The following is a 13,765-nucleotide window of genomic DNA, read 5'->3' as shown; positions in this document are numbered from 1 at the left end:
GTACGACAAACACCCGTACGGTAAACGCCCTTTCGGTCAACCCAGTCTCTTGTTGCGCAAGTGTTAGCAACCGGTACCAGGCGTTCCGAATGCTGGACGTGCTGCCGCGCACACAAAGGTGAATGTTCCGGATACCGGATACGTCGCTTCGGACAACGAACCGTTTCCGGCCAACCTTTTGACGCGGCCCTGACATCCGAGCCGCCAAGTGGCAATCTTCGACCGTTCATCGCACCAGCCCTGTTCTGCCCGGAGGCCCACCCAGCCGTCCGGAACCCCCCTTGCAGAAGGAGTCTGCGTTGAGGTCCACCCCCCAGAGGCGTGCCACCGCGGCGGGCGCGCTCGTTGCCGCGGCGGCCCTGCTCGCCGTAGGTGTACAGACCGGAACCGCCACCGCCGACGCCACCGCGTCACAGGCACCCAAGGCCGCGCAGGCCAACCCCGGCGCCGCCAACCGCGTACTCAGCGCGTCGGAGCGTGCGACGCTCCTCGCCGAGGCCAACTCCACCACCGCCCAGGCCGCGAAGGCGCTCGGCCTCGGAAGTGGCGAGAAGCTGGTGGTCCGCGATGTCGTCCAGGATGCGGACGGCACCACGCACACCACGTACGAGCGGACCTACAACGGGTTGCCCGTGCTCGGCGGTGACCTCACCGTCCACGCCAAGGGCGGCGTCACCAAGAGTGTGACGAAGGCGACTCACCACGAGATCAAGGTCGCGGACACGGACGCCACCGTCACTCCGGCCGCCGCCGAGAGCCAGGCCGTGGCCGCCGCCGGGGCCGAGGGCTCCAAGGAGGCCAAGCCCTCCCAGAACGCCCGCAAGGTGATCTGGGCGGCCGAAGGCGTCCCCGTCCTCGCGTTCGAGACCGTCGTCGGCGGCCTCCAGCACGACGGCACCCCGAACGAGCTGCACGTGGTGACCAACGCCAAGACCGGCGCCAAGATCACCGAGTGGCAGGCCATCGAGACCGGCACCGGCAACACCCAGTACAGCGGCCAGGTCACCATCGGCAGCACCCAGTCGGGCAGCACCTGGAACCTGACCGACGCCGCCCGCGGCGGCCACAAGACCTACAACCTCAACAAGGGCAGCTCCGGCACCGGCACGCTCTTCTCCGGCCCGGACGACATCTGGGGCAACGGCTCCCCCTCCAACGCGGAGACGGCCGGCGCCGACGCCCAGTACGGCGCCCAGCTGACGTGGGACTACTACAAGAACGTGCACGGCCGCAACGGCCTGCGCAACGACGGCGTGGCCCCGTACTCCCGGGTCCACTACGGCAACGCCTACGTCAACGCCTTCTGGCAGGACTCCTGCTTCTGCATGACCTACGGCGACGGCGAGGGCAACAACAAGCCGCTCACGTCCATCGACGTGGCCGCGCACGAGATGACCCACGGCCTGACCTCGGTCACCGGCAACATGACCTACAGCGGTGAGCCCGGCGGCCTGAACGAGGCCACCTCCGACATCTTCGCCGCGGCGGTCGAGTTCCACGCCAACAACGCCCAGGACGTCGGCGACTACCTGGTCGGCGAGAAGATCGACATCAACGGCGACGGCACCCCGCTGCGCTACATGGACAAGCCGAGCAAGGACGGCTCCTCCAAGGACGCCTGGTACTCGGGCATCGGCTCCATCGACGTCCACTACTCCTCGGGCCCGGCCAACCACTGGTACTACCTGGCCTCCGAGGGCTCGGGCGCCAAGGTCGTCAACGGCGTGAGCTACGACTCGCCGACCTCCGACGGCCAGCCGGTCACCGCGATCGGCCGGGACGCCGCCTCGAAGATCTGGTTCCGCGCGCTGACCACCGGTCTGTTCAAGTCGAACACCAACTACGCGGCCGCCCGTACGGCCACCCTCCAGGCCGCCGCCGACCTGTACGGCGCCGGCTCGGCCACCTACAACAACGCGGCCAACGCGTGGGCGGCCATCAACGTCGGCCCCCGCATCGTGAACGGCGTCTCGGTCACCAACCCGGGCAACCAGAACACCGCCACGGGCAGCGCCGTCAGCCTCCAGATCCAGGCGACCAGCACCAACCCGGGCGCCCTGACCTACTCGGCCACCGGCCTCCCGGCCGGCCTGTCGATCAACGCCTCCACCGGTCTGATCACCGGCACGGCGAACACCGCGGGCACGTCCAACGTGACCGTGACCGTGCGGGACGCGCAGAACCAGACCGGCACGGCGTCCTTCACCTGGACGGTCGGCACCTCGCAGCCGAGCGTCTTCGAGAACACCACCGACTACGCGATCGCGGACAACGCGACCGTCGAGTCCCCCATCACCGTCAACCGCACGGGCAACGCGTCGAGCGCCCTCAAGGTGGACGTGAACATCCAGCACACCTACGTCGGTGACCTCCGGGTCGACCTGGTCGCCCCCGACGGCACCGTCTACAACCTGCGCAACCGCACCGGCGGCAGCGCGGACAACATCGTCCAGCAGTTCACCGTCAACGCCTCCGCGAAGGCCGCCGCCGGTGTCTGGAAGCTGCGTGTCGCGGACCTCGCGAGCCTCGACACCGGAAAGATCGACAGCTGGAAGCTCACCTTCTGACCCCTCGCGGGTCCGGATGAGCACCGGCTGAACCGCTGACACGGGGCCGCCCGGGAGGAAACCTCCCCGGGCGGCCCTGTCCCATTGCGGCCCCCGCCGTACCGGAAGGGACCCCGGCCCCTACCGCAGGAGTACGCCGCCCCCCGCGTCCGTGTCGGCCGGTACGGCGACCAGCCCCAGCTCCGCCGGAGTCGCCAGCAGCGGATGCGCGGGCAGGATGCGCACGGTGTACCCGAAGGGCCCCGTGCGGTCCAGCGCGAGCGGCCCCTCGTACACCCAGCGGCCCTCCAGGTCGGGACCCCCGGCGGGCTTGAGCGGGAAGCTGCGCCCGTCCCGGATCACGTCCTGCGCGTCCACCCGGCCCGCCAGCACCTGCACCTCGACGTCCTCGGGCGCCAGGCAGTCCAGCGCCACCCGGACCCGCAGGGTCAGCGTGGCCCCCAGCTCGGCGGTGCCGTTCACGGGAGCCGCGGCCAGCGCCTCCACATGCTCCACGGACACCCGCGGCCAGGCGGACCGCACCCGGCCCTTCCACCCGGCCAGCTCCCGCGCCGCCACGGGGTCGAGCGAGCGGTGGGCGCGCGCGGCCGGCGCGTAGAGCCGTTCCACGTACTCGCGCACCATGCGCCCGGCGAGCACCTTGGGCCCGAGGGACACCAGCGTGCGCCGGACCATCTCGATCCACCGCACCGGCAGCCCGGCCCGGCCGGCCCGGTCGTAGAAGCGGGGCGCGACCCGGTTCTCGATGAGCTCGTAGAGGGCATTGGCCTCCAGGTGGTCGCGGCGGTCCTCGTCCGCGCCGAGCCCGTCGGCGGTGGGGATGGCCCAGCCGAAGTCCGGCTCGAACCACTCGTCCCACCAGCCGTCCAGCACCGACAGGTTGAGGCAGCCGTTGAGCGCCGCCTTCATCCCGCTGGTCCCGCACGCCTCCAGCGGCCGCAGCGGGTTGTTCAGCCAGACGTCGCAGCCCGGGTAGAGCCGCTGCGCCATGGCCATGCCGTAGTCGGGGAGGAAGACGATCCGGTGGCGCACCCGCGGGTCGTCCGCGAACCGCACCAGCTCCTGCACCAGCCGCTTGCCGCCGTCGTCGGCCGGATGCGCCTTGCCCGCCACCACGATCTGCACCGGCCGGTCCGGGTCCAGCAGCAGCCGGCGCAGCCGGTCGGGGTCCCGCAGCATCAGCGTCAGCCGCTTGTACGAGGGCACGCGCCGGGCGAAGCCGATGGTCAGCACGTCCGGGTCGAGTACGGAGTCCACCCAGCCCAGCTCGGCGGCCGCGGCCCCCCGCTGGAGCCACGAGGCCCGCAGCCGGTCCCGTACCTCCTGCACCAGCTGCTCGCGCAGCACCCGCCGCAGGTCCCACACGTCCTGGTCCGGGATGTCCGCCACGGCGTCCCAGCGTGCGGAGCCGCCGACCGAGAGGGCGTCCTCGGTACGGCCGGGGCCGATCTGGCGGGCGCCGAGCCGGACCACCTCGGGGGCCACCCAGCTCGGGGCGTGCACCCCGTTGGTGACGGAGGTGATGGGCACGTCGGCCGGGTCGAACCCGGGCCACAGCCCGGCGAACATCTCCCGGCTGACCGCGCCGTGCAGGGTGGAGACGCCGTTGGCCCGCTGGGCCAGCCGCAGCCCCATGACCGCCATGTTGAACACCCCGGGGTCGCCGCCGGGGTAGGTCTCGGCGCCCAGCTCCAGGATCCGCTCGACGGGGACGCCGGCCAGCTCCGCGCCCTCCCCGAAGTGCCGGGCGACCAGGCTCCGCTCGAAGCGGTCGATCCCGGCGGGGACGGGGGTGTGCGTGGTGAACACGGTCCCGGCGCGTACGGCCTCCAGGGCGGAGTCGAAGTCCAGGCCCTGCTCCCGCTCCAGTTCCCTTATGCGTTCGAGCCCGAGGAAACCGGCGTGGCCCTCGTTGGTGTGGAAGACCTCGGGCCCGGGGTGGCCGGTGAGGCCGCAGTAGAGGCGGACGGCGCGGACGCCGCCGATGCCGAGCAGCATCTCCTGGAGCAGCCGGTGGTCGCTGCCGCCGCCGTAGAGCCGGTCGGTCACCTCGCGGGCGGCGGCGTCGTTGTCCTCGACGTCGGAGTCCAGGAGCAGCAGCGGTACGCGGCCCACGCGGGCCTGCCAGATGTGCGCGTGCAGGGCCCGGCCGCCGGGCAGGGTCAGCGAGACGCGGGCGGGGGTGCCGTCCTCCTGGCGGACCAGGGCGAGCGGCAGTTCGTTGGGGTCGAGGACGGGATAGTGCTCCTGCTGCCAGCCGTCGCGGGAGAGCGACTGGCGGAAGTAGCCGTGCCGGTAGAGGAGTCCCACGCCGATGAGCGGGACGCCGAGGTCGCTGGCGGCCTTGAGGTGGTCCCCGGCGAGGATGCCGAGGCCCCCGGAGTACTGCGGGAGGGCGGCGGTGATCCCGAATTCGGGGGAGAAGTAGGCGATGGCGGCGGGCAGTTCCGCGCCGTTCTCCTGGCTCTGGTACCACCTCCCGCCGTTCACGTAGTCGTCGAGGTCGGCGGCGGCGACGGCGAGCCGCCGCAGGAACCGGCGGTCTTCGGCCAGTTCCTCGATACGGGCGGCGGAGACGGTACCGAGCATCCGCACGGGATCGCCGCCGGCTGCCTGCCAGCCCTCGGGGTCGACGGATTGGAAGAGTTCGCGGGTCTCCACGTGCCAGGACCAGCGCAGGTTGCGCGCGAGGCCGGTGAGCGGCAGGAGGGACTCGGGGAGGACGGGGCGCACGGTGAATCGACGGATAGCCTTCACACGTTCCACCTTCGCAGGGGGTTGCGGATCGGAGCGGTCGCACCACGCTGTGCATCCGCGCATCACCCCGGGAAGGCTAGCGCCGGGCCCCTGCCCGCCGCCACGGATCCCCGGACGTCCCGCCCGGCCGCTCGGAGGACGATCGTCCGAATCGCGTCCCCCGCGTCCGGGCCGACGGAAGGTTCCGGGGCGGGGCACGGCGCATGACGGGGCCTCACGGGCCCCTCGCGCCCCACCGGTCACTCCTGCCTCGCGTGAACAAAGGCCGGTCTGGCCCTCCCCCGCACGAGTGGTTCTCCAGTGGCTCAGGAGACGCGTGTGACGGAGGTTTCCGGGCCCCGGGGAGCCCGTCCCGGCCGACTTGACGGAGCCCCGGCGGATGTCCGCACGGGGGTTGGTATCGCGGGTTCCGCTACGTACGAGTAGTTAACAGAGCGCGCGGATTGGGCCGGGCAGGATGGGGAAGGGCTCCCCGGGTACACGTCGTACAGGCACCTTGTACACGCACCTGTACGCACACGTCGTACACGCACGGCGCACCCGCCCACAAACCCTCTCCCCGCCACCCGAGTGAACGCGGACAGGAGCGGCCATGCCCGCAGCCCAGCCGTCCACTGAGCGGCTAGAAACAGAGCGAACAGAGCGTGCACTACCAGCCGTGATCCCGGCTGGCCTGTTGTCACCGAGCCCTGCGAACTGCCCCCAGGTGATCCCATCATGATCGGTCGCATTCCCGTGCTGGACGTCCGCCCCGCCGTCGACTGCGGCGCCAGACCCGCCAAGGCGGTGGTGGACGAGGTCTTCGAGATCTCCGCCACCGTGTTCCGCGAAGGGCACGACGCCGTCGCCGCCCATGTCGTCCTGCGTGATCCGAGCGGACGGCTGCGGCCCCCCGTGCCGCTGCGCGAGCTCGCCCCCGGCACCGACCGGTGGGGGGCCCGGGTCTCCGCCGAGACCGAGGGGAGGTGGACCTACACCGTCGAGGCGTGGAGCGACCCGGTCGCCACCTGGCGGGCGCACGCCGCTATCAAGATCCCGGCCGGCATCGACACCGGACTGGTGCTGCTGGAGGGCGCGGAGCTCTACGAGCGCGCCGGGTCCCGGATCCCCAAGCGCGACGGCCGCGAGGCCGTCCTGTCCGCCGCCGCGGTCCTGCGGGACGAGGACCGGCCCCCGGCGGAGCGGTACGCGGCCGCGCTCGCCCCGGCGGTGGACGCCGCGTTCGCCCGGCGCCCGTACCGGGAGCTGGTCAGCGCCGCCAAGCCGCTGCCCGTGCTCGTGGAGCGCAAGCGGGCCCTCTTCGGCTCCTGGTACGAGATGTTCCCGCGCTCGGAGGGGGCGGTGCTGGAGCCCGGCAAGCCTCCGGTCAGCGGCACCTTCCGGACCGCCGCCGAGCGGCTGCCGGCGGTCGCGGCCATGGGCTTCGACGTGGTGTACCTGCCGCCCGTCCACCCCATCGGCAGCACCTACCGCAAGGGCCCCAACAACACGCTCTCCGCAGGCAGTTGGGACCCGGGTGTGCCGTGGGCCATCGGATCCACGGAGGGCGGGCACGACGCCGTCCACCCCGAACTGGGCACCCTGGAGGACTTCGACGCCTTCGTCGCGCGGGCCCGCGAGCTGGACCTGGAGATCGCACTGGACTTCGCGCTCCAGTGCTCCCCGGACCACCCGTGGGTGGAGAAGCACCCGGAGTGGTTCCGCCACCGCGCCGACGGCACGATCGCCTACGCCGAGAACCCGCCGAAGAAGTACCAGGACATCTTCCCGGTCCACTTCGACACCGACATGGCCGGGATCGTCGAGGAGACCTGCCGGATCCTGCGGCACTGGATGGAGCACGGGGTCCGGATCTTCCGGGTCGACAACCCGCACACCAAGCCTGTCGTCTTCTGGCAGAAGGTGATCGCGGACATCAACAAGTCCGACCCGGACGTGATCTTCCTGGCGGAGGCGTTCACCCGGCCCGCGATGATGCGGGCGCTGGCCGCGGTCGGCTTCCAGCAGTCGTACACGTACTTCACCTGGCGCAACACCAAGGCCGAGCTGACCGACTACGTGACCGAGCTGGCGGCCACCCGCTCGGCCTCCGTGATGCGGCCGAACTTCTTCGTCAACACCCCCGACATCCTCCACGAGTACCTCCAGCGGGGCGGCCGTGCCGCCTTCGAGGTCCGGGCCGTGCTCGCCGCCACCCTGTCCCCCACCTGGGGCGTCTACGCCGGCTACGAGCTCTGCGAGAACACCCCGGTGCGCGAGGGCAGCGAGGAGTACCTGGATTCCGAGAAGTACGAGCTGCGGCCGCGCGACTGGGCCGCCGCCGACCGCGAGGGCCGCACCATCGCCCCGCTGATCACCACGCTGAACCGGCTGCGCCGGTGCAACCCCGCGCTCCAGCAGCTGCGGGACATCCACTTCCATTCGACCGACAACGAACAGGTGATCGCCTATTCGAAGCATGCGGGAGCCAATTCCGTACTGGTGGTCGTCAACCTCGATCCGCACCACACCCAGGAGGCGACGGTCTCGTTGGACATGCCGGTACTCGGCCTCGACTGGCACGGGTCCCTCGCGGTGCGCGACGAGCTCACCGGCGAGACCTATCACTGGGGCAGGGCGAACTACGTGCGCCTAGAGCCGGGCCGCACGCCCGCGCACGTTCTGGCCGCTCTGCGACCGTCCCCGCCCACCGGAGGGTCACCCACCTCATGATGATCAACGATCCCGTCCCCGACACCTTCGAGGACACCCCCGCCAAGGACCGCGATCCCGACTGGTTCAAGCGGGCGGTCTTCTACGAAGTCCTCGTCCGATCCTTCCACGACAGCAACGGCGACGGCGTGGGTGACCTCAAGGGGCTCACCGCGAAGCTGGACTACCTCCAGTGGCTCGGCGTCGACTGCCTCTGGCTCCCGCCCTTCTTCGCCTCGCCCCTGCGCGACGGCGGCTACGACGTCTCCGACTACACCTCCGTGCTCCCCGAGTTCGGCGATCTCGCCGACTTCGTGGAGTTCGTGGACGCGGCGCACAGCCGCGGCATGCGGGTGATCATCGACTTCGTCATGAACCACACGAGCGACCAGCACGAGTGGTTCCAGCAGTCGCGCAAGGACCCCGAGGGCCCCTACGGCGACTACTACATGTGGGCCGACAACGACAAGCAGTACCAGGACGCCCGCATCATCTTCGTCGACACCGAGACCTCGAACTGGACGTACGACCCCGTACGCAAGCAGTACTACTGGCACCGCTTCTTCTCCCACCAGCCGGACCTCAACTTCGAGAACCCGGCGGTCCAGGAGGAGATCATCTCCGCCCTGCGGTTCTGGCTGGACCTCGGCATCGACGGCTTCCGCCTCGACGCCGTGCCCTACCTGTACGCCGAGGAGGGCACCAACTGCGAGAACCTGCCGCGCACCCACGAGCTGCTGAGAAGGGTCCGGGCGGAGATCGACGCCCACTACCCGGACACGGTGCTGCTCGCCGAGGCCAACCAGTGGCCCGAGGACGTGGTCGACTACTTCGGGGACTTCGCCAAGGGCGGGGACGAATGCCACATGGCCTTCCACTTCCCCGTGATGCCGCGCATCTTCATGGCGGTGCGAAGAGAGTCCCGCTACCCGGTCTCCGAGATCCTGGCCAAGACCCCGGCCATCCCGAAGAACTGCCAGTGGGGCATCTTCCTGCGCAACCACGACGAGCTCACGCTCGAAATGGTCACGGACGAAGAGCGCGACTACATGTACGCGGAATACGCCAAGGACCCGCGCATGCGGGCCAACATCGGCATCCGCCGCCGGCTCGCCCCCCTCCTGGACAACGACCGCAACCAGATGGAGCTGTTCACGGCCCTGCTGCTGTCGCTGCCCGGCTCGCCCGTCCTCTACTACGGCGACGAGATCGGCATGGGGGACAACATCTGGCTGGGCGACCGCGACGGCGTCCGCACCCCGATGCAGTGGACCCCGGACCGGAACGCCGGTTTCTCCTCCTGCGATCCGGGCAGGCTGAACCTGCCGGTCATCATGGACCCGGTCCACGGGTACCAGGTCACCAACGTCGAGGCGGCCATGGCGTCGCCCTCCTCGCTGCTGCACTGGACCCGCAGGCTGATCGAGGTCCGCAAGGCGAACCCGGCCTTCGGCCTCGGCTCGTACACCGAACTGCAGTCGTCGAACCCGGCGGTACTCGCGTTCCTGCGCGAGTACGGGGACGACCTGGTGCTGTGCGTGCACAACTTCTCGCGCTTCGCGCAGCCCACCGAGCTGGACCTGCAGTCGTTCAACGGGCGGGTCCCGGTGGAGCTCACGGGTGACGTGCGCTTCCCGCCGATCGGTGAGTGGCCGTACCTGCTGACCCTGGCGGGACACGGCTTCTACTGGTTCCGCCTGCGCGCGGAACAGCGCGGCGGCCGCCGCCGCACCGTATAGCGACGGACGCGGCCGCGCAGCGGCACAAGAGGGGGCGGGCGCCTCGAACGGGTCAATCGCCCGCCCCTGTACGGATCATCCTGACCCGACACTCGCACATGCCGGAGAAGCAACTGCCGCGCATCCGGGACACTCTGCGCATTCTGTGACCGCCCCGGGGAAAGGACGCGACGCCATGTCGGAGGCTGCATCCGCCCGGAGCCGGCTGACGGCCGACCGGGCCGCCGGAATCGCCCCACTGGAGCCGATGCTGCGGGCCTGGCTGCCCGCGCAGCGCTGGTTCGCGGGCAAGGGGCGGGCCATCAGCGGGCTCAGAATCGTCTCTGCGGCCGAGCTGCTGCCCCCCGGATCCACCCCCGGGCTGCTCCATCTGCTCCTCGATGTGGACGGGGACTGCTACCAGCTGCTGCTGGGCATCCGCCCGTCCCTGCCGCCCGCCCTCGCGCCCACGCTGATCGGGCACGCCGAGGACGGACCGTACGCCGGCCGCGCGGTCTACGAGGCGCTGGGCGACCCGCGGCTCGCGGCCATGCTGCTGGAGCGGCTGCGCTCCCCCGGCACCCTCGGGCCGCTGCGCTTCGACCGGGATCCGCTCACGCCGATCCCGGCGGGGCTCACCCCGCGGCCGCTGTCCGGGGAGCAGACGAACTCCTCTCTCATCTACGGAGATTCGTTCATCCTCAAGGTGTTCCGGCGGGTCGGCCCCGGGGTCAACCCGGACCTGGAGCTGCCCCGGGCCCTGGCCGCCGCCGGCTGCACCCGGGTCCCCGCGCCCGTGGCCTGGTACGAGGCCGAGCCGCCCGGGAGCGAACCGCTGACCCTGGGCGTGCTCCAGCCGTACCTGCGCGGCTCCGACGACGGCTGGCAGCTCGCGCTGCGCCGCCTGGGCGCCGGGGCCGACTTCACCGCCGAGGCGCACGCGCTGGGGCGGGCCACCGCCGAGGTGCACAGCGCCCTGGCCGCGGCCCTGCCCACGGTGGCGCTGGACCCGGAGCAGACGGCCCGGCTGGCCGCGGGGATGACCGCGCGGCTGGCCGCCACCGCCCGCGAGGTGCCCGCGCTGCGGCCGTACGAGCCGGGGCTGCGGGGCGCCTTCGACGCCCTGGCCGCCTCGCGCGGGGCCGGGGTGTCCGCGCAGCGGATCCACGGGGACCTCCATCTGGGTCAGACCCTGCGCACCCTCGACGGCTCCTGGTCGTTGATCGACTTCGAGGGCGAGCCGGCCCGGCCGCTGGCCGACCGGCGCCGTCCCGAACCGGCGGTGCGCGACATCGCCGGGATACTGCGTTCCTTCGACTACGCCGCCCGCTCGCACCGGCCGTTCGCGCCCGCCTGGGCGGACGACTGCCGGACGGCCTTCTGCGAGGGCTACGCCCGCACCACGGGCCGGGACCCGCGCGAGGATCCCGTCCTGCTGCGGGCCTACGAGACCGACAAGGCGGTGTACGAGGCCCGGTACGAGTTCCGGCACCGCCCCGACTGGCTGCATGTGCCGATGGCCGCGATCCGGCGGCTGTCGGAGCCCGTGCGGCCCGCGCACCGGGTGCCGCCGACCCCGCCGGCCCCCGGTTCCGTACCGCAGTCCCACCCCCATCCGAAGCCCCCGAGGAGGCCGCTCGCGTGAGCGCCGCACGACAGCCGTCACCGACCGTCCGCGACGAAGCCGCGCCCGCCCCGGCGGCCGCGAAGAAGCCCCGCCCCCCGCGGGCCCGGCAGGCCGCCCCGCCGCACGGGGTCCGGCCGGCGACCCCGCTGGGCGGTGAGGAACGGGCGCGGCTGCTGGAGGGCCGCCACCACGATCCGCACGCGGTGCTCGGGGCGCGGACCCAGCGGGGCGGGGTGTGCTTCCGGGTGCTGCGCCCCTTCGCGAAGTCCGTCACCGTCGTGGCGAAGGGGCTGCGGGCCGAGCTCTTCGACGAGGGCGACGGGCTGTTCTCGGCGCTGCTGCCGCTGACCGCGGTGCCGGAGTACCGGCTGCTCGTGGCGTACGACGGCGACGAGAGCGAGACCGAGGACCCCTACCGCTTCCTGCCCGCCCTCGGCGAGCTGGACCTGCACCTGATCGGCGAGGGCCGGCACGAGCGGCTGTGGACGGCGCTGGGCGCCCGGACCATGGAGCACCAGGGGGTGGCGGGCACCCGGTTCACGGTGTGGGCGCCGAACGCCCAGGGGGTCCGGGTCTCGGGGGACTTCTCGTACTGGGACTCCGTCGCCTACCCGATGCGCTCGCTCGGGTCGAGCGGTGTGTGGGAGCTGTTCCTGCCCGGGGTGGGCGCGGGCACGCTGTACAAGTACGACATCACCCGCCCGGACGGCAGCCACACCCTGCGCGCGGACCCGATGGCGCGGGCGGCGGAGGTGCCGCCGGCGACCGCCTCGGTGGTCACGGAGTCGGCGTACGTCTGGCAGGACGCCGACTGGATGGCGGCGCGCGGGGCCCGGCCCCCGCACCAGGCGCCCTTCTCGGTGTACGAGATGCACCTGGCCTCCTGGCGGCCGGGGCTCAGCTACCGGCAGCTGGCCGAGCAGCTGCCCGCGTACATCAAGGAGCTGGGCTTCACGCACGTGGAGTTCATGCCGGTGGCCGAGCACCCCTTCGGGGGCTCGTGGGGCTACCAGGTGACCGGCTTCTACGCGCCGACCTCGCGGATGGGCGGCCCGGACGACTTCCGCTTCCTGGTGGACTCCCTGCACCGGGCCGGGATCGGGGTGATCGTCGACTGGGTGCCCGCGCACTTCCCGCGGGACGACTGGGCCCTGGCGGAGTTCGACGGCCGGCCGCTGTACGAGCACCACGACCCGCGCCGGGCCGCGCACCCGGACTGGGGGACCCTGGAGTTCGACTACGGCCGCAAGGAGGTCCGCAACTTCCTCGTCGCCAACGCGGTGTACTGGTGCGAGGAGTTCCACGTGGACGGCCTGCGCGTGGACGCGGTGGCCTCGATGCTCTACCTGGACTACTCGCGCGACGAGGGCGAGTGGCTGCCGAACGAGCACGGCGGCCGGGAGAACCTGGACGCGGTGGCGATGCTCCAGGAGATGAACGCGACGGTCTACCGGCGCTGCCCGGGCGTGGTGACGATCGCGGAGGAGTCCACCGCGTGGAACGGGGTGACCCGGCCGACGGACTCGGGCGGCCTGGGCTTCGGCCTCAAGTGGAACATGGGCTGGATGCACGACACCCTGCGGTACATGTCGAAGGACTCGGTGCACCGCAAGTACCACCACCACGACATGACCTTCGGGATGGTCTACGCGTTCAGCGAGAACTACGTGCTGCCGATCTCGCACGACGAGGTGGTGCACGGCAAGCAGGCGCTGGTGTCGAAGATGCCGAGCGGGGACTGGTGGCAGCAGCGGGCCGCGCACCGGGCCTACCTGGGCTTCATGTGGGCCCACCCGGGCAAGCAACTGCTGTTCATGGGGCAGGAGTTCGCGCAGGGCTCGGAGTGGTCGGAGGCGCACGGGCCGGACTGGTGGGTGCTGGACGACTCCTACGGGGCGGCCGGTGACCACCGCGGGGTGCGCGCGCTGGTGGGCGACCTGAACCGGACGTACACGGCGACGCCCGCCCTGTGGGAGCGCGACAGCGTGCCGGAGGGCTTCGCGTGGGTGGAGTCGGACGCGGCGGAGGACAACGTCTTCGCCTTCCTCCGCTACGCGCGGGACGGCTCGCCGCTGCTGGCGGTGTCGAACTTCTCCCCCGTGGTCCGGCACGGCTACCGGATCGGGGTCCCGGAGGGGATGCCGCTCTGGCGGGAGGTGCTCAACACGGACCTGGAGTGCTACGGGGGCAGCGGCGTGCACCACGCGCGTCCGCTGCGGGCCGAGCCGGAGCCGGCCCAGGGCCGTCCGGCGAGCCTGCGGATGACCCTGCCGCCGCTGGCGACGCTGTGGCTGCGGCCGGGCGGGGATTCCGTGGAGGGGCCGTGACGGCTCTTGCGCGGGCGGGGGCTGGCTGAAACCGTACGAAGGGAATGGATCTTCCAGTGCACCGATTACCGGACAGTC

6 protein-coding genes are annotated in these 13,765 nt (G+C 71.6%); 5 read left to right on the top strand and 1 reads right to left on the bottom strand.

Going from position 1 to position 13,765, the window contains the following annotated elements; translation table 11 throughout:
* Positions 1-299 precede the first annotated feature (299 nt).
* Complete coding sequence (locus tag ABZ873_RS14385) at positions 300-2,567, top strand: M4 family metallopeptidase (protein WP_360870365.1); 2,268 nt, start codon at positions 300-302, stop codon at positions 2,565-2,567.
* Between the two features lie 120 nt (positions 2,568-2,687).
* On the opposite strand, the gene glgP is transcribed toward ABZ873_RS14385, so the two are convergent.
* Entirely contained in the window at positions 2,688-5,324 is a 2,637-nt protein-coding gene (gene glgP, locus ABZ873_RS14380) for an alpha-glucan family phosphorylase (RefSeq protein ID WP_360870362.1), read from the bottom strand.
* A gap of 717 nt (positions 5,325-6,041) precedes the next feature.
* On the opposite strand from glgP, the gene ABZ873_RS14375 reads away from it, so the two are divergent.
* From ABZ873_RS14375 to glgB, 4 genes are all read left to right on the top strand, one after another.
* Positions 6,042-8,036, top strand: a complete 1,995-nt coding sequence (locus ABZ873_RS14375; protein WP_360870359.1) for an alpha-1,4-glucan--maltose-1-phosphate maltosyltransferase — start codon at positions 6,042-6,044, stop codon at positions 8,034-8,036.
* Positions 8,033-9,754 carry a maltose alpha-D-glucosyltransferase gene (gene treS / locus ABZ873_RS14370; RefSeq protein ID WP_360870356.1) on the top strand — a complete coding sequence of 574 codons (1,722 nt, stop codon included), beginning with the start codon at positions 8,033-8,035 and terminating at the stop codon, positions 9,752-9,754. Before ABZ873_RS14375 ends, treS begins: the two co-directional genes overlap by 4 nt.
* Positions 9,755-9,929: 175 nt before the next feature.
* Positions 9,930-11,378 carry a maltokinase gene (locus ABZ873_RS14365; protein ID WP_360870353.1) on the top strand — a complete coding sequence of 483 codons (1,449 nt, stop codon included), beginning with the start codon at positions 9,930-9,932 and terminating at the stop codon, positions 11,376-11,378.
* The gene (gene glgB, locus ABZ873_RS14360) at positions 11,375-13,687 is read left to right on the top strand and encodes a 1,4-alpha-glucan branching enzyme (protein ID WP_360870351.1); all 2,313 of its coding nucleotides are present in this window, start codon (positions 11,375-11,377) and stop codon (positions 13,685-13,687) included. The genes ABZ873_RS14365 and glgB overlap by 4 nt, the downstream gene beginning before the upstream one ends.
* Positions 13,688-13,765: the final 78 nt, after the last annotated feature.

The sequence above is a fragment of the Streptomyces sp. NPDC047014 genome (assembly GCF_040644195.1).
In the GTDB taxonomy this organism is placed as follows: domain Bacteria; phylum Actinomycetota; class Actinomycetes; order Streptomycetales; family Streptomycetaceae; genus Streptomyces.
Note: the sequence above shows the minus strand (reverse complement) of the source record. Positions and strands in the feature narration are given on the sequence as shown.

Excerpts from the sequence above, each read along its gene's own strand:
- ABZ873_RS14375 (WP_360870359.1), top strand. The coding sequence starts at position 6,042 with ATGATCGGTCGCATTCCCGTGCTGGACGTCCGCCCCGCCGTCGACTGC.
- ABZ873_RS14365 (WP_360870353.1), top strand. The coding sequence starts at position 9,930 with ATGTCGGAGGCTGCATCCGCCCGGAGCCGGCTGACGGCCGACCGGGCC.
- treS (WP_360870356.1), top strand. The coding sequence starts at position 8,033 with ATGATGATCAACGATCCCGTCCCCGACACCTTCGAGGACACCCCCGCC.